Source organism: Streptomyces sp. ISL-10 (assembly GCF_018614575.1).
Taxonomy (GTDB): domain Bacteria; phylum Actinomycetota; class Actinomycetes; order Streptomycetales; family Streptomycetaceae; genus Streptomyces.
This window is the reverse complement of sequence record NZ_JAGGOJ010000018.1, coordinates 90,443-106,119: the sequence shown is the minus strand read 5'-3', so window position 1 is coordinate 106,119 and position 15,677 is coordinate 90,443. Positions and strand designations below refer to the sequence as shown.

The 15,677-nt window shown below is 67.7% G+C and carries 13 protein-coding genes and 1 pseudogene; 5 read left to right on the top strand and 9 right to left on the bottom strand.

Annotation, left to right across the window (positions count from 1 at the left end; all coding sequences use genetic code 11):
* Nucleotides 1-38 precede the first annotated feature (38 nt).
* Nucleotides 39-299: a hypothetical protein gene (locus tag J7E88_RS22660; protein WP_374196312.1), complete on the top strand. Its 261-nt coding sequence runs from the start codon at nucleotides 39-41 to the stop codon at nucleotides 297-299.
* 318 nt (nucleotides 300-617) lie between these two features.
* Here J7E88_RS22660 and J7E88_RS22655 read toward each other — a convergent pair whose 3' ends face one another.
* From J7E88_RS22655 to J7E88_RS22635, 5 genes are all read right to left on the bottom strand, one after another.
* A complete protein-coding gene (locus J7E88_RS22655) occupies nucleotides 618-1,316 on the bottom strand; it encodes a 4'-phosphopantetheinyl transferase superfamily protein (protein ID WP_308307571.1) in 699 nt (232 codons plus the stop codon).
* Nucleotides 1,317-1,494: 178 nt separating this feature from the next.
* Nucleotides 1,495-2,070: a TerD family protein gene (locus tag J7E88_RS22650; RefSeq protein WP_215183927.1), complete on the bottom strand. Its 576-nt coding sequence runs from the start codon at nucleotides 2,068-2,070 to the stop codon at nucleotides 1,495-1,497.
* A gap of 255 nt (nucleotides 2,071-2,325) precedes the next feature.
* A complete protein-coding gene (locus J7E88_RS22645) occupies nucleotides 2,326-4,338 on the bottom strand; it encodes an ABC transporter permease (RefSeq protein ID WP_215183925.1) in 2,013 nt (670 codons plus the stop codon).
* A gap of 29 nt (nucleotides 4,339-4,367) precedes the next feature.
* Nucleotides 4,368-5,162, bottom strand: a complete 795-nt coding sequence (gene modA, locus J7E88_RS22640; RefSeq protein WP_215183923.1) for a molybdate ABC transporter substrate-binding protein — start codon at nucleotides 5,160-5,162, stop codon at nucleotides 4,368-4,370.
* 139 nt (nucleotides 5,163-5,301) lie between these two features.
* Nucleotides 5,302-5,697, bottom strand: a complete 396-nt coding sequence (locus tag J7E88_RS22635; RefSeq protein ID WP_215183921.1) for a molybdopterin-binding protein — start codon at nucleotides 5,695-5,697, stop codon at nucleotides 5,302-5,304.
* 621 nt (nucleotides 5,698-6,318) lie between these two features.
* On the opposite strand from J7E88_RS22635, the pseudogene J7E88_RS36115 reads away from it, so the two are divergent.
* Nucleotides 6,319-6,491 (top strand): annotated as a pseudogene (locus J7E88_RS36115) (LacI family transcriptional regulator); the annotation flags it as partial.
* Here J7E88_RS36115 and J7E88_RS22630 read toward each other — a convergent pair.
* Nucleotides 6,488-7,348: a DUF2637 domain-containing protein gene (locus tag J7E88_RS22630; RefSeq protein WP_215183919.1), complete on the bottom strand. Its 861-nt coding sequence runs from the start codon at nucleotides 7,346-7,348 to the stop codon at nucleotides 6,488-6,490. The pseudogene J7E88_RS36115 and the gene J7E88_RS22630 overlap by 4 nt on opposite strands.
* A gap of 1,268 nt (nucleotides 7,349-8,616) precedes the next feature.
* Here J7E88_RS22630 and J7E88_RS36110 point away from each other — a divergent pair.
* Nucleotides 8,617-9,159, top strand: coding sequence for an SMI1/KNR4 family protein (locus J7E88_RS36110; protein ID WP_251023039.1), 543 nt, complete (start codon nucleotides 8,617-8,619; stop codon nucleotides 9,157-9,159).
* Nucleotides 9,160-9,610: 451 nt separating this feature from the next.
* Here J7E88_RS36110 and J7E88_RS22620 read toward each other — a convergent pair whose 3' ends face one another.
* Nucleotides 9,611-10,330, bottom strand: coding sequence for a hypothetical protein (locus tag J7E88_RS22620; protein WP_215183917.1), 720 nt, complete (start codon nucleotides 10,328-10,330; stop codon nucleotides 9,611-9,613).
* Nucleotides 10,331-11,602: 1,272 nt separating this feature from the next.
* On the opposite strand from J7E88_RS22620, the gene J7E88_RS22615 reads away from it, so the two are divergent.
* Together J7E88_RS22615 and J7E88_RS22610 are read left to right on the top strand one after the other, a co-directional pair.
* Nucleotides 11,603-12,235 carry a hypothetical protein gene (locus J7E88_RS22615; RefSeq protein ID WP_215183914.1) on the top strand — a complete coding sequence of 211 codons (633 nt, stop codon included), beginning with the start codon at nucleotides 11,603-11,605 and terminating at the stop codon, nucleotides 12,233-12,235.
* A complete protein-coding gene (locus J7E88_RS22610; protein ID WP_215183912.1) occupies nucleotides 12,201-13,376 on the top strand; it encodes an ImmA/IrrE family metallo-endopeptidase in 1,176 nt (391 codons plus the stop codon). Before J7E88_RS22615 ends, J7E88_RS22610 begins: the two co-directional genes overlap by 35 nt.
* A gap of 55 nt (nucleotides 13,377-13,431) precedes the next feature.
* On the opposite strand, the gene J7E88_RS22605 is transcribed toward J7E88_RS22610, so the two are convergent.
* Both J7E88_RS22605 and J7E88_RS22600 read right to left on the bottom strand, forming a co-directional pair.
* Nucleotides 13,432-14,679, bottom strand: coding sequence for an XRE family transcriptional regulator (locus J7E88_RS22605; RefSeq protein WP_215183910.1), 1,248 nt, complete (start codon nucleotides 14,677-14,679; stop codon nucleotides 13,432-13,434).
* Between the two features lie 158 nt (nucleotides 14,680-14,837).
* Complete coding sequence (locus tag J7E88_RS22600; RefSeq protein ID WP_215183908.1) at nucleotides 14,838-15,218, bottom strand: GntR family transcriptional regulator; 381 nt, start codon at nucleotides 15,216-15,218, stop codon at nucleotides 14,838-14,840.
* Nucleotides 15,219-15,677: the final 459 nt, after the last annotated feature.

Below are 15,677 nucleotides of genomic sequence, written 5' to 3'. Positions count from 1 at the left end.
CGCTCGCCGCCCTCCGCGCTTGACTGCGTGAGCGCGGCATCGACTGGACGCCCTTCGCCGTGAGCGACGTCTCCTGGGGTCTCGCCTGCGGGCCGGGGCCCGACGGGCGATGGCGCGGATGGTTCTCCGTCGACGTCCGCGCCGACGCGCTGCGCCGTCTCGGGCTCCACCCGGACCAGCCCACTGCCCGGGCCGACGGGCCTTCCCCACCGGGCTGGTGGCACGCCGCCGCCGAACGGACCGCCACCGCCCGCCGGTTCACTCCCGACGGGCGCGCCGATTCGTCCCCCCGTCGGTAAGGCTACGGGCGCGGACCGACGGGCAGCGTGCGCGCCGACTCCTTCCCCACCGGTAACAGCCGTGGGCGTGGACCGACGGGCAGCGTGCGCGTGCGCCCGCAACAGCCGCGGGGGCGCCGGCTCGTTCGTTCCGGCGGCAGGCATGGAAGGCGGTCACTCCGGCGGCACTGCATCCGGATGCATGCTTTCGCTCCGAGCAATCCCATGGTCCCGGCGAGCGGGCCGCCGGCCCGCGACAGGGAGCGGTACGGAGCGGGGAGCAGCCTTGTGTGGCCCACCGGTACCCGCTCAAGGCGGCGGTGTGCCGGAAACGTCGCCCTACAGCGTGCCCGGGCGGCGCACGGCGGCAGCCGCCGCATAGCCGGGGTCGGCGGGCAGGTCGGCGATCAACCACAGGTCCTGCGGCGCCGGTTGGGCGCCGCTGCCCACATAAGCGAAGGCCAGGTCCTCGTTCAGGCCCACTCCCATCGCCTTGAGCATCGCCTCCTTGCGCGTCCAGCACCGGGCGAACGCGACGGTCCGCTCCGCCGAGGGAAGCGCGGCCAGCTCCGCCTGCTCGTCCGGGTGCAGCTGGGTGGCAACGTCATCGACTATGCCGGGCGCAGGCAGGACCTCGACGTCGATGCCCACGGGGGCGGCAGCGAGCGCGATCATCACCATGCCGCTGGTGTGCGACAGGGAGAAGTGGACGGCCCTGCCGGGCACGTAAGGACGACCGTGCGCCCCGCCGCAGTGCGCGCACGGCTCCCGTACGAGCGACACGTCCTTCGGTGCCTGCCCCAGACGCTCGCCGAGCAGCCGGCGCAGCGTCACATGGGCGACGGCGAAGGCGTCGCGGTCCTCTGGGCGCCGGAACACATCGAGGCGAGCGGACTCCTCGGCGTCGAGCACATGCGCGTGCGCGACGGCCTCCTCGGCGTGCTCGGGCACGCGGCCGGACCACACCAACTCCAGCCCTGGCAACGGCTGAGCCATGTCGCCGGCCATCACGTCCTCCACATCGGTCGCACAGTGCACTGGCTGCGACCGTACTGCACGGCGCGCCGCGCCGACCCTGATGCGTACGCATCACCGCGACGCATCACCGTACGCATCACCGTACGCATCCACCGCGCACTCGCCGCTGCGGCGTATGGTGACCGGGTGCGGGCCCCGGCCCGTGGCGCGGACCGGGACCTCGAGCACCCGCTGTGGATCAGATGTTGACGCCGAAGTCCTGCGCGATGCCGCGCAGCCCGGAGGCGTAACCCTGGCCGACGGCACGGAACTTCCACTCCGCGCCGTTGCGGTACAGCTCGCCGAAGACCATGGCGGTCTCCGTGGACGCGTCCTCGCTCAGGTCGTAGCGCGCCAGCTCGGCACCGCCCGCCTGGTTGACGACGCGGATGAAGGCGTTGCGCACCTGGCCGAAGGACTGGCTGCGGCTCTCGCCCTCGTGGATCGAGACCGGGAACACGATCTTGTCGACCTGGGCGGCGACGCCCGCCAGGTCGACCTTGATCTGCTCGTCGTCGCCTTCACCCGCGCCCGTGAGGTTGTCACCGGTGTGCTCGACGGAGCCGTCGGGGCTCTTGAGGTTGTTGAAGAAGATGAAGTGCTGGTCGGACAGGACCTTGCCGTTCGCATCGACCAGCAGGGCGCTGGCGTCGAGGTCGAAGTCGGTACCGGTGGTGGTGCGGACGTCCCAGCCGAGACCCACGATGACCGCGGTCAGGCCCGGGGCCTCCTTGGTGAGCGAGACATTGCCGCCCTTGGAAAGGCTGACACCCATGGAAATCCCCTGCGCAATCCGGCGCGGGCCGCGCCTCTTGACGATTTCTTTGCCCGACCGAGCCAACGAGTGGGCACGGCCACCGGTTCCCCGCAGTAGAGGAACAACCGGCTCGGGTGAAACCAGCCCGCCGCCTTGACGGTCGCGGGACGGTCCACGGCGCCTCAGCCAGCAGGCACCGCAGGCATCCAGCCAGCAGGCATCCCAGACATCAGGCACCGCAGGCGCCCAGGCAGCCCCCGGATCGCAGCGGTCTCACCGGGGCACGGTGGTCACTTCGGTCGCCTTGACGCTCGTCCACACGGGCACTCCCTCGGCGATGCCCAGTTCGGCAGCGGCCTGCGGGGTGATCTCGGCGACGAGGCCCGGCACCTGCTCGGACACGACGAGAAGGCGGAGCCGGCTCCCGGAGACGGTGATCTCACGGACGATGCCCGGCCAGACGTTGCGCGGGCTGCCCGCCGGCCTGTCGCGGTGCACCGAGACGGCCTCCGGTGCGATGACCGCCAGTGCGTCGGTGCCGACCGGGAGCGGGTCGGCGGCCACCAGGGTGCCGCCGCCCGCCAGGTCGAGGCCGTGGGCGGAAGCCGTGCCGGGCCAGGCGTTGCGTCCGAGCATGCGGGCCACCCACGGCGAGCGCGGGTGCCTGGTGACCTCGGCGGGCGGCGCGTCCTGGAGCGCGCGCCCGCCGTCGAGCACGAGCACCCGGTCGGCGAGAGAGACGGCCTCCACCGGGTCGTGGGTGACGATCAGGCACACGCCGCCGAACCCGTCGAGATGGGTGCGCAGGGTGTGGCGTACACGGGCGCGGGCGGTCTGGTCGAGTGCGGCGAGCGGTTCGTCGAGAAGCAGCAGCCGGGGCCGGGCGGCCAGCGCGCGTGCCAGCGCGACGCGCTGGGCCTGCCCGCCGGACAGCTGCGCGGGCCTGCGGTGGGCGAGGTGCCCGACGCCGAGCCGGTCCAGCCAGTGTTGTGCGCTGCGGCGGGAGTCGGCGCGGCGGACACCCTGGGCGCGGAGTCCGTACGCGGTGTTGGCGAGCGCGTTCAGGTGCGGGAACAGCGCACCGTCCTGCGGCACCCAGGCGACACCGCGTCGGTGCGGGGGCAGCGCGGAGACGTCCGTGTCGCCGAGCCGGATCACGGCGTGCGAACGTGCGGTGAGGCCGAGAAGGGCACGCAGCAGGGTGGTCTTTCCGGCGCCGTTGGGCCCGACGACGGCGATGGTGGTGCCCGGTTCGGCGTCCAGTGCGAGCCTGTTGAACCCCGTGACGTCGGCGTGCAGCGCCCAGCCGTCCTGCGGAGCCGGAAGATCCGTTCCTTGCGGGCCCTGCGGGCTTGGCGCACCCTTGGGGCCTTGCGCGTCCTGTGCGCTTTCCTGCGCGTCTCCCCGTTCTCCCCGTGCATCTTCTCGTGCGGCGCCCTGTGCGTCGTACGTGACCGGTTGTGGGCGGCGGTCTTGTGGAGTTCCCGCCCACCGGCCCCGCAGGGCGACAAGGACCACCATGGCCATGGCGAGCAGCAGCAGCGACACCGAAGTCGCGGCGTCGGGCTGCTCCTGGAGGAGCAGATAGACCTGCAGCGGGAGGGTCTGCGTGGTCCCGGGCAGGTTCCCCGCGAAGGTGATCGTCGCGCCGAACTCCCCGAGCGCACGGGCCCAGGTGAGCGCGGCCCCGGCGACCAGACCCGGCATCACCATCGGCAGCGTGACCGTGAAGAAGACCCGTACCGGCGAGGCCCCGAGGGACGCCGCCGTCTCTTCGTACCGCGGCCGCAGACCGCCGAGCGCCCCTTCGAGGCTGATCACCAGGAAGGGCATGGCGACGAACGTCGCCGCGAGCACCGCACCCGAGGTGTGGAACGGCAGGGTGATGCCGAACGTGTCCTCCAGCCAGGGGCCGAGCAGTCCGCGCCGGCCGAAGGCCAGTAGCAGTGCGACGCCGCCGACGGTCGGCGGCAGCACCATCGGGAGCAGGACCAGGGAGCGCACGAGCGCCTTGCCGGGGAAGGGCACCCGGGCCAGCAGCCACGCCAACGGGACTCCGAGGAGCAGCGACAGGCCGAGTGCCCAGAACGAGACCACGAGCGAGAGCCGCAGCGCCTCTGTGGTGCCCGGGCCGGTCAGATGTGCGCCGAGCCGGCCCCAGTCCGTACGGGCGAGTACGCCGATGAGCGGCAGCAGCAGAAACGCGACGGCGAGCAGCGCGGGGACGGCGAGCGCGATCGGCGCGCGGGCCCCCGGCGTGCGGGCCCGGAACGTATCGGGCCGCATCGGCCGGCGAAGGCTGAGAAAACCTTTCATCATTGGAAACCGGCGTCACGGAAGAGCTTCTGCGCCTCGGGCGTGGCGAGCCACTGCACGAAGGCGTCGGCCGCTGCCGAGTGGCGGGAGGTCTTCAAGGGGGCGGCCGGATACTGCGCGATCGCGTTCTGTGCGTCCGGGATCTCGACGGCATCGACCTTGCCTGGGGCGGCGGCTGCGTCCGACTTGTAGACGAGGCCCGCGTCGGCCTCGCCCAGTTCGACCTTGCTGAGCACGGCCCGGACGCTTGGCTCCTCAGAGACGGGCCGGACGACCACCTCCTGCGCGTCGAGGATCTGCCTGCTGTACCGGCCGACCGGAACCTCGGGGGAGGCGAGCACGACCTTGACGTCCGGGTCGGCGAGATCCCTCAACCCGGCGATCCGCTCCGGATTGCCTTCCCCGGTGGCGATGACCAGCCGGTTCCTGGCGATGATCAACGGATCGTCCGTCTCGTCCCGCAGCCCGTCCATGGTCCTGGTGTCGGCGGTGACCAGCACGTCGGCGGGCGCGCCCTGCCGCACCTGGGCGGCGAGCTCCTGGGACCCGGCGAACGAGAAGGTGATCTCCGTGCCGGGGTGGGCGGCCTCGTACGCGGCCCCGGCCTTCTTGAAGACATCGGTGAGGGAGGACGCGGCGAGCACGGTCAGTGCGGCACCGGGCGTGTCCGATCCGCTCGTGCTGAAGCCCCGGTCACCGCTGTCGCTGCCGCAGGCGGCGAGCGGGCCGATCAGAGCGACGACCGCGACGGCGACGGTGGCGCGCCGACCGGGGAGGCGGAAGGCCAGGGGCATGGCATGGACTCCTTGGATAGGTGGACGGCGGACGCCGAAGGGCCGCGACGTGACGGGCGACGCCGCTCCGGCCTGCCGGGGGACTCCGAGCCGGATCCGGCAGCCGATCCAGTCGGCACGGGTTCGTCCGTCGGGCCGGTCAGGTGCGGTCGATGTGCACGCTGGTCGACTTCACCCGGGCGGTCGCCTCCACGCCGACCTCAAGCCCGAGCTCCTCGACCGCCTCCCGCGTGAGTAGGGACACCAGGCGGTGGGGCCCTGCCTGGATCTCCACCTGCGCCGCGACGTCACCGAGCTTGACGGCGGTGACGATGCCGGCGAAGGCGTTGCGGGCCGAGGTGTACGAGCCCTCGTCCTCGTCGTTGCTGCTCTGGGCGACCTCGACGGAGAACGCGGCCAGATCCCGGCCGTCGATGAGACGGCGCCCGCTCTCGTCCCGATGGGTCGCAACCCGGCCGGCGTCCGCCCAGCGACGCGCGGTATCGGGACTGACGCCGAGCAGACGAGCCGCCTGTCCGATGGTGTAGGACTGCATGTGCGCCAGGATACGGCCATCCGGCTCTCATATGCGATCGCTCAGATCGATACACATCGCAGATGCGATGACGTCGGTAGTACGCCGGTCTCTCGCCGCATCCTCGACCGCGACCATGCGCAGCGCTCTGAACTGGTCAATTGCGCGCAACCAGCAGCTGAAGGGGGCATGAGCGCGTTTCCCTCACTGAAGAGCCTCCCGCCGCCTCGACCGGCCCGCGCGCCGCCCACAGGCCACGCCGGGTCCGATCGAAGGGAGCCGGAGGGCGTTCCCGTTGATCTTCGCCCTGACCCGCACGAGGGAGACCCCGACCCACGTGGCCGCGCATCTCCGCACCCCCGGCGCCGTACCCACCGCCACGCCGCGAGGCCGGGGGAGGCCGGGGGAGGGCTGGGGGAGGGCCGGGGGGCCGGGGGGCAACGCGCCCGCGCCCGTCTTCCTCCCGACTCGATGGGCCAGTCGTCCGGTTCCGGGCACGGCGTCCGCGGCGACCCGAGACGCTGCCCGACGAAGCCACAACGTACGACGGGCGGGGCTGAATCACCGGCCCCGCCCGTCGCCTCCTCATTGACAGTGAGCACCGGGTTCGTCGGAGAACCGCGGCACGTACTGGCGGCGCACGTCATCCGCTTCCGTACGAAGCGCGATGCCAAGCAAGCCGCCGACGCCGAAGAGGCAAAGGTGCGAGCAGGCGCATGGAAGCATCCGGCGGCCGGGGACAGATCACCTTCGGCGAGTGCGCCTCAGGCTGGTACGCGGCACAAGATCTGGCCGCGTCCACGATGCAGAACTACATCACGTGGCCGCCGCCCGTCAGCGCCGTACCGGCCCGTGGCATCGGCCCAGCCGACGCTTCGTCAGCGGGTGCCTCGGCACGCTGCAGCCGGTGCCGGGGCAGCGTCCGCAGGGGCGGCCTGCTCAGGGTGATCTGACGCACCAACTGCTGGAAACAGGCGAGAGAGGCGAGGCTCGGCAGAGCGGCAGCCGCGGTGTCGACGACGTTCTTCGGTGCTTGGGCAACACACAGCGCGATCGCGATGGAAGAAAAGAGCACGACCACGCACCAGGAATGGGAAGCCCGACGCTGGTGCAGCGCCGCTCGGAGGATGGACAGCGACGCCACCAGCCAGGGACCGAACACCAGAAGAGGCCACCAGGAGGCCACGCTGCTCTGCGTCCGAGACACTGCGATGAATTGCAGCGGGTCATAAGCGATCATCCCGCCGAAGAAGCTCACCGCGGATGCGATGACGGTCGCCAGTGCGGCGATGAGGAAGCTGGCGGTTCGGATCGCGCCCAGACGCTGCCGTTCCCGGACCTTGCGATGGCCCCGGGGGGCGCCCTTCAGTGGGGGCGATTTCGGCAGCGGGGGCAATTCCGCTGTGATTTCCTCCAGGGCTTCGCGGTGGGTCTTCGGGTCCGGACTGGTGAGGGATTCCTCGGTGCGTGTAACCGGAATTATCGGCTGCTGCTCCTCGATGGCGTCCCGCAGCATGAAGGCCAACTCTTCCGCAGGGTCCCAACCAGAGTCCGGCGGAATCAAAGGATCGGAGAATACCTCGGGTGCCCGATGCCGGCCGCCGCCGCTCGGATAGCCGTCTGAATAATCGGAGGGGGAACCTGGGTGATGGTCAATTCGCTCGTAATACATGACGCACCCTGGTCATTCTACTCGCGAACGACAGGACCAGGTTTCCGCCCTCACCCAACGTCTCGCGAGATCACTTTCCAAGGTGCTCACGGAATCCATGAATTCCTGCAGAATCTCCTCGGTCACTTCGAGCGTGACGGAGAGCCCTCCCCTCATCAGGGTTCCGTTTGCCGCACCCCTGTGGGCAGGTGCGGGCATGTAGGTGTAGGCACCCAGCCGCATGGATGTCCTGCCGGTCGGGTACGACAGGTCCCGGACGGGCTCCAGCACCTGCCCCCTCGTTGCCTTCGTCATGTCCCCACTAACGGCGCCTTTCGGCGGCGGATGCGCGGCGAACGGGTGAAAGATTATCCGGACAAGTACGTTATTCAGGTAGCGAGCGGCCCTATATACATCTGTATGAAGAATGAAAAGCGGGATGCTGTGATGCCGGGAGAGCCATGCGCAAAAACGTTTTACCTTAAGCGTGGCGGGCGATTTGGCGGTGCTAGAACAAAACGGAGTGAGCTCGTCCGCTACGGCTTCCCGCCCTAGTGAACAGTAGCCCTCAACCGACTTGGCGGCAGCCTCATGTGCCCACAGGCCTCAAGCCTCTTTGCCTTCTACGGAGATCGGGGCCTCGCTCAGCACTCGAACATTCCGCTGCAACACCTCGACCATGCGCTGCCGCCGCTGCAATTCTTTGCTGTCGATCGGTCGCATTCGGCAATGGTAGGGTGGTACGAAAATGGACCCCGTGGTGTAGGCGGAAGCGCAAGCGACGAGTGTCCAGGTGACGATGTTCCACATATTTTCTCCTGCTGTGCCCGTAATGGAGGTCGTAGCCTATCCGAGACGGAACACGCTGACAGAATTGCGCGTGATGCTTGGTGGGGTATCACTCGAAGGTCGGAAGAGGAGTTATCCGAACCTTTGGGTGCCGCATCGTTTCTCCTCCTTGTTGCCATTGATCGCGCTGGGGAGAAACTGCACGACTTATGGTTCAACTTTTCAGCAGCCCTGGGCGGGAACGCGCACACATGCGGATTCGTCCTCGCTGCCGTACTGAGCGGCCCTCTGTGGGTCGCGCAGCTGCCCGGCCGCTCAGCTTGTGCGACCGGGAACTGCTCCGCCGTCCCGCCTTCGCCGCGGCAGCGCGCCGCATGGGGCATCGCCTCACCATGTGGGCCACGGTCGGCGCTCGGCACCCGCACCTTCGCGAGGACATCACCGAGACCTAACCTCGGTCTGGACGCGAGGTGAGTGAACATCATGGATTGGCAGACACCATGCTGAGAGTCGAAGAGCTGGAGGCCGCGCTTCCGTCGATGACGCGGTGGCGTGCGCCGGTGCGCCGTAGCGTGGACTGGGCGGCCCTCGAGGCGAACCTGGGCACGGCGTTGCCGTCCGACTTCCGTTCCCTGGCGGAGGCCTATCCGATCCTGGTCGTCGACGACTTCCTGAAGGTGTCCGTCCCCCGGCCCGGCGCCGAGGCGTCATGGGCGTCCGCGGCCAGGGAGGACGAGATCCTTCGGGATCTGTACGAGATGGGCGACACCGAGGGCTACGTTCCCTTCCCGCAGCCGGGAGGCCTGATCTGCTGGGCGGAGTCCAATTCGGGGGACTGCTTCTACTGGAGGACGAGCCCCGCGGACCCGGACGCATGGCCGGTGGTCGTCCGCGGAGACAACGGCGACTGGTCGGAGTTCCCGGTCGGTGCCGTGGAGTTCCTGGCCGGCGTGTACCAGCGCACCATCGACGTGCCGGGCATGCCCAGGAGCTTCCCGAGTGACGATTCGAAGGTGCTGGGCCTGAGCGACCGGATCGACTGATCTGCTACAGCTCCGCAGACACATGTGAACAGCGATCGCCTTCCCCGGCACGCTGCCCAGCCGTGAGGTTGGTCCGTGCGGTGGCGATCGGCTTTGTTTCAGAGAGCTTGAGCGGCGTTCTTCTGGGGCCCAGCCTTCCCCCCCGTCACCGGTTCGGAAGACGCGGTTGCCCACTGACCTGCGAAATCGTTGACCTGGGGTGTAGCGCCAACCTCGCCCTTGTTCCCCGTGGTTCCCCGCCCGGCCCCGCTGATCGGGCACGCATGCTGTGGTCGGCCGGTGTCCTACTCGTACATCGCCGCGACTGGCAGAGCGTTGCCGATGAACTCCCATCCCGGTCCGGGCGGCTCCTCGCCACGAGAGCGGTGGTAGCCCGCTGAATCGTTGATCCATGCGGCCGGCCGTGCCATCACACAACCTTGGCCGGGTAATCGACGGGCTGCTCTGTGAGTCAACGCAGCAGGGCGCGGCGGAGCGTCACGCCGTGGCGTGTGCGCAGCCGGTGGACTTCGAAGGCGGCGATAGCCGTGACCGACAGCGGCGCGCCGCCCAACAGTAGTGCGGCCACTTCGGGCGGGAAGCCGCGGTAAGCGTTGGTGACCAGGCCCGCGAGGGCCGTCCCCCAGGCCACGGTTGTGGACAGCAGGGGCGGAACCAGTTCATGGATGTCGGCAGTGCGCAGGACGTAGGTGATGCTCAGGAACCCGCCGGCAAGTCCGAAGAGCAACAACCACATCAGACATAACACCCCAACGCCCTTGGCCACGTCGGCATACTGGCCCGCCAGGCCGAGCAGCCTCTCCTGAGAACCCTCGTCGGTGATTACCTGAAGGGTGAACGCGTTCCCGAACCATGTCGCCAACGCCAGCAGGGGATAGCGGATCCGGCGAAGGTACAGCCCGCGGTTGGGTGGCCGGGCCGCCAGAATGAACCCCCCGATCACCACGGGGAACACGCCGGCCATCGCGAAGAAGCTGTACCCCATCTGCACGAGCCGTTCGTCCACCAGGTCTTTTGGCGCCAGGGACCGGTAGGCCACCAGCACGCAGGCCGTCACCACCAGGCCCACCCAGGCACGGGCCACCTGGAGCTTGGCGATCAGCGGGTCTTGGACCCGGTCCGCGCGTGAGGGACGGAACACCTTCAGCGCGGCGCTGAACGGACTGACCACCCTCATGATCCGTCGAGTAAGCCCCAGCGGGGGCGCTGGATATCGCCCTGGCGGCTGCCCTGGCCCCCCAAGCCCGTCGCGTGACGTCCTCCGGGTCCCGCTCACACTCGCTCCACTTGGACGACGGCCTCGTTCGTCGTCACGGCTTCGAGGGCCTCCCGGCCCACAGAACACGGATTCGAACTGCGACAGTTCACTGACTCAGCGTAGTGATAGGAGGGTCCGCCGAGCAGGCAATCCGACAAGCTCAAGGACGGCGACCACCGCACCCGCGCCGAATGGAATCCGCCACGGCCGCCTACATCCGGCGGCGCAATGCCCGCGCCGAACCGAAGACGAACTTCCCGGCCCCGAACCGAAGTCGAAAGCCGCGCCCAACTCGCTGATCCGTTCCTGCCCGATCACCGGGCCGAGGCCGCGTGACGAGCCACGAGGTGGGAGTCTCGACCCGTTGCCAGAGACGGAAGCTGCGGACTTGTTCCGTGAAGACTCCGCAGCCCGCTGCATCCCGTCCGTAATGCGGCCCTGGAACTGCCGTACGTACTGCACGCAGCGTGCCGACTTCAGTTCCTCGCCGAGGTTGAAGCGCGTTCGACGCGACCTCGAACCCTCGGCTGGCCCGCCCTGGTTGACACAAGACGGTGATGGAGGATCTTGGGACTCGCCGAAGCTCATGGATGAGCGGATGGGGCACGAGGATGGGTCGGGTACAGGCTCGCTACTCCCACATCACGGGGGATGCGGAGGCGGCTGCTCGACGGTCTGACGGAGCTGTGGGAGGCATCGCTCGATGCACGACTGACCATGTCTCCGCGCTCTTCGGTTGCTGCTCTCGATGCCCTGCTGAAGGCACGGCAGTAGTCGTCGTCGGGAGTGGATTTCCATGATCCACTGCCCGGTCACCCCCGAGAGGCTCCAGAACGCCGGTCAGGGCCGGTTTCCTGTGAAGAGGAACCGGCCCTGACCTGGTGTTTCAGCTGTCGGGGTGGCGGGATTTGAACCCACGACCTCTTCGTCCCGAACGCGATCGGGCCCCCTCCTGACCTTGCTGTGGGGTACTGACGTGCCCGTTTCGGCTCCGGCATCGTCCACTGCCGTCCGGGACGGTCTGGGTTCGGCCGCATCGTTTGGCCCCCTGTTTGGCCCCCGGCTGTGCGCTTCAGGGGCCCTGTCCTGGACGGTCCGTCTTCAGCACACTCCCTGGCAACTTCCCTGGGCGACACCGCTCAAGGTCGTTGCAAGTGTGTGATCGGCGGTTATAAAATAACCGCTATGCTCACACCTGAAGACGCGTCATTCATCACGGCCGCAACCGAGGGCCTCTCTGAACCTCTCTACGCTGCGCTTGACGGTGGCTACACCGCGGCGCACGCGCACTTCGACGAGCACGGCATGGTGGGAGACGGGTACTCGAAGGGGCGAACTGACCTCGCTCGGGACCATGCGCGTCGGTACGTGGAGCGTCTCCATGGTGATCGGAAGCACCTCGGTGGGTGGGAGCCAATCAACGGTTCCAGCGGGCGGTTCCACCTGCGCAACGGCATGCTCACTCTGCGCATCCTGCATGCAACGCCCTATGACCTGATCCCTGCCCCGGGGCGCAACAAGGCTCGCATCAGCTACTACTACAATCGAGCGGTTGACCTGTTCGGCGTCGAAGCGAGTAACCTCCTGGCCGTTTGGCTGTCGCCCCGCGAAGAGGGTGGGGAGATCTCCGTGCGCATCGTGCGTCCGATCGGGGAATGGAAGCCCGGTCGGCCGCCGAAGTTCGACCTCGATTTCGAGCTGCCGCGTGAGACTGAAGCGTTCACGGACTGGGAGTTCATGCCGGACGACAAGGGCATCGTGCTGCCCTTTGAGTTCGACGAAGATGAGCGCGAAGAGGGTGAAGGAAGTGGTGCATGATCCTGCGGAGCGGATCCGGACGCTCCGGCTCCTCATGGGGTTGACCCAAGGGGAGCTGGCTCAGGCCGCAGGCGTGTCTCAGCCGATGATCTCGCAGATCCAGAAGGGCACCAAGGGTGTCACTGACGACCTGTTGGGGCGGATCGCTGAGGCAACGGGAACACCACGCTCATTCTTCGATGTCGACCCGACCGACCTGCCGACTGACACCCTTCTGTTCCGCAAGAAGGCAAGTGCATCAGTTCGTGAGGTTGGTCGGGTCGAAGCGACTGTTCGAGAGGCTTATCGGGTTGCAGCGCGGCTCCTCACTGAGACGCGAGTGCGCCGGACAACTCTGCCTAGGGCAGAAGGGAAAGCCTCTCCTGACGCCATTGAGGACCTTGCTTCTGCAACGCGAGATGCGTTGGGTATTGCCCAGGATGGTGTTCTTGGGCACGTTATCCGATCCTGTGAGCGAGCGGGAATTCCGGTCGTGCCTCTTGTGCTTGTCGACGCTCAAGGGCACGGGGAAGATATTGTTGTCGGACATTCTGGGGTCTCCTGTTGGCGGGGGCAGGCAGAGCCTTCCCTGATCAGCTACTTCTCAGCCGGAAGTGGCGATAGGCAGCGATTCACAGTGGCCCATGAGCTTGGGCACCTGGTGCTGCATCCAGCGAGAAGAGGGGAGCTTTCCCCTAAGGAGGCAGAGGCAGAGGCTCATCGGTTCGCCGGGGCCTTCTTGCTTCCCCGCGTACGTGCTGACGAGGCGTTTTCAGGGCCTCTGATGCTTCGGGACTTCGCCGCGCTTAAGAAGCGTTGGGGTGTGTCCATCCAGGCGCTAATTCAACGAGCGTACGACCTCGGATATGTTGATAGTGATCGCCGAGAAAGTCTATACAAGCAGATTGGCGCCCGGGGATGGCGCACCAGCGAACCTGTTGCTGTCCATCCTGAGCAGCCATCTTTGATGAGGGCGATGCTGGCTCGTCGCTACGGTGAGCCGCCTGCTGTTCTTCAAGCATCAGAGGACTTGGGAATTCACCCTGTCCTGATGAGATCACTTGCCCCGGAAAATGCCGCTAACCCGGCTCCGAAAAAAGCGGCCAATGTCATTAGTCTAGGTGAGCGCCGTCAGCGTGTAGCACGTCTTAAAGCCTTATAGAACGGGGGCCCGCTCGTTGAGAGCGGGCCCCGTGGCGTCTTTGGAAGCAACCCAATTAGCGAGGCATGAAGCCCGGCTTTTGTTCGGCAAGCGAGTGAAGCCGTTCTAGGTAGCCCTGCGCCGCTGGCTCTGAGCTATACCGCCGCCTCATCTCGGCAGCGAGTTCGCGGCTCGTCATGATGAGAGACGGAACCGACTGGCGGTCCCCTTCGAGGGCCCGCTCACCCATGATGAGTGCCTGCTCCAAGTCGCCCTCACGCGCCGCCGTGACTCCGAGCGTGACTCGCGCTTCCGCGTTGCGCATCGGTGAACGCTCGGTGCCGTCGAAGTCTGTTCCCGCCCTCAGCACCTCTTCGGCGAGCGTGCGCGCAAGCTTGTCTTCGCCGACCAGGCGGTAGCAGTCCATCGCGTAGAAGTCGAACTTGGCTGGATCCACCACGAAGTGGTTGTCCAGGTTCTCGGGGTACGGCATCCCTTCGAGCAACCGCCGCCCCTTGTCCAAGGCCACCTCGACTTGCCGGCGGTCTCCGATACGCGCCCAAGCCTTGGCCTCCTGGGCTGCGAGCTGCACGGCCACGCCGTGGTGCTGTGCCCTCTCGGCTCCGGCCTGCGCTGCTGCGATGACACCGCGGTAGTCGCCGGTTGTGAGAGCGAACCACGCCCGCATCTCGTGCGCCCACCCGGCGATCTCTGCGTGGTCGGACTCGGTCGCGAGCGAGAGCGCCGCCTGTCGCGTCGACTCAGCCGCGTGGCGTGCGCCTGTGTCGTACTCGACACAGCCGACCAGTAGGGCGAGCCAACCAGAAAGTGCGAGCACCTCGCGGTGCTGCGCGAGCGTGAGGCTCTTCGTGTGAAGCTCGACGACGCGGCGAAGCCACTGCCGCCCCTCGACGAGAAGCTGTTCACTCGGCATGAACGGGTACTCCGAGGCAAGCCGGTCAGCCGTGATTCGCAGGGCGTCAAGCGTGGCGTTGTCGACGTCGGATCGATTGAGACGGCTCACGATCTCCAGCGTCTCCATCCCGGACGCTGCCAGGATCTCCCTGTCTCCGTCCCGCCGGGCGGGCGCCGGGAACAGCGCGTGCGTCACGGTGCCGAAGAGAGCCGCGATGATCGGTTGGTAGAAGTCGTTCGGCGTCTGGCCCGACTCCCAGCGCTTCCACTGGCGAATCATGCTCTCTTCTGCCGGCAGCTCCGTAGGGGCGTGCGCCCGCAGAGCCCTCACCGCGTCACGTTGTGACCAGTCGCGCGCCATGCGTTCAGCCGCGATGCGCCGCGCCCATGCGGGCCTGTCGTCGGTCATGCGCCCTCCTCCGAGTGCCTGCTCCGAGTCTCGCGCGCGAGCCGGGGGGACAGGGAAGGTGACAGGCGGGTGTCACCGGACATGTCCCCTCCTCCTGTATGCCGTCCCCTGGCTGTCACTTACCTCTCAACTCCCGTTAGCTGCATGCTGGTTGCAGATCACGCACCACCCGGCACGGAGCGGCTTTCGAGCGCTTCGAGCCTGCCGCGCAGTTCCGAGACTTGGGAGGTGAGATGTTCGAGCCGGCGCAGGACTTCGAGAAGGTCGACATCCGCGTCGGCTTCGCTGGCTTCGGTGGCTTGCTGCGGATCGCGGGCATAGCTGCCGCGCGACGTGGTCAGGATGAGCCCGTTCTCACGGAGGATCGCAAGGGCTCGCTGCACGGTCATTCCCGAGATCTTGAACCGTGTTGCCAAGTCTCGCACGGAGCCCACGTGGGCCCCCGGCTTGATGTCGCCACGCAAGATCTCTTGCCGCAGGATGTCGGCCGCTTGCTCGGACTCCGGCCTGGGGTCGTCTTTCGAGATTTCAGCGCTCATCACGCCATCGAGCGTACCCACCCCTAGTACGACCTAGCACGAATCCCCGCGGCCCCCTTGTGCAGTGGCGCGTGCTAGTACATGCTGTTACGTATCAGCACGGCAGGCCCGAAAGGGCTTCGCCGGCTGTGTCCGTAAGTGCTTGACCTGCAAGACCGCACGACCAGGAGCCCCGCATCGGACGGGGGGAGGCGGCCCGGCGCCTTGTCATTAACCGGAGGGCTTAGACCGAAAGGTCATGTCTCCATACGCCTTGGGTTCGCACCCGGAGGAGACATCTGCAGACTTCACCGCTCCACAGCGCTTCGGCGCTGCGGCCGGTTGCCTCCCTCGCCCGTCCGGTCTCGTGCCGTACGGGCGGGGTGTGGGGAGCCGGAATCACCTGCTCCAAGCGGCGCGCGGCCCCGGTGGTAGGACACCGGGGCCGCTCTTCGGGCCGCTCCTATCCGAGAGGAGCAC

Excerpts from the sequence above, each read along its gene's own strand:
- J7E88_RS22650 (WP_215183927.1), bottom strand. The coding sequence starts at position 2,070 with ATGGGTGTCAGCCTTTCCAAGGGCGGCAATGTCTCGCTCACCAAGGAG.
- J7E88_RS22645 (WP_215183925.1), bottom strand. The coding sequence starts at position 4,338 with ATGCGGCCCGATACGTTCCGGGCCCGCACGCCGGGGGCCCGCGCGCCG.
- modA (WP_215183923.1), bottom strand. The coding sequence starts at position 5,162 with ATGCCCCTGGCCTTCCGCCTCCCCGGTCGGCGCGCCACCGTCGCCGTC.
- J7E88_RS22635 (WP_215183921.1), bottom strand. The coding sequence starts at position 5,697 with ATGCAGTCCTACACCATCGGACAGGCGGCTCGTCTGCTCGGCGTCAGT.
- J7E88_RS22630 (WP_215183919.1), bottom strand. The coding sequence starts at position 7,348 with ATGTATTACGAGCGAATTGACCATCACCCAGGTTCCCCCTCCGATTAT.
- J7E88_RS36110 (WP_251023039.1), top strand. The coding sequence starts at position 8,617 with ATGCTGAGAGTCGAAGAGCTGGAGGCCGCGCTTCCGTCGATGACGCGG.
- J7E88_RS22615 (WP_215183914.1), top strand. The coding sequence starts at position 11,603 with ATGCTCACACCTGAAGACGCGTCATTCATCACGGCCGCAACCGAGGGC.
- J7E88_RS22610 (WP_215183912.1), top strand. The coding sequence starts at position 12,201 with ATGAGCGCGAAGAGGGTGAAGGAAGTGGTGCATGATCCTGCGGAGCGG.
- J7E88_RS22605 (WP_215183910.1), bottom strand. The coding sequence starts at position 14,679 with ATGACCGACGACAGGCCCGCATGGGCGCGGCGCATCGCGGCTGAACGC.
- J7E88_RS22600 (WP_215183908.1), bottom strand. The coding sequence starts at position 15,218 with ATGAGCGCTGAAATCTCGAAAGACGACCCCAGGCCGGAGTCCGAGCAA.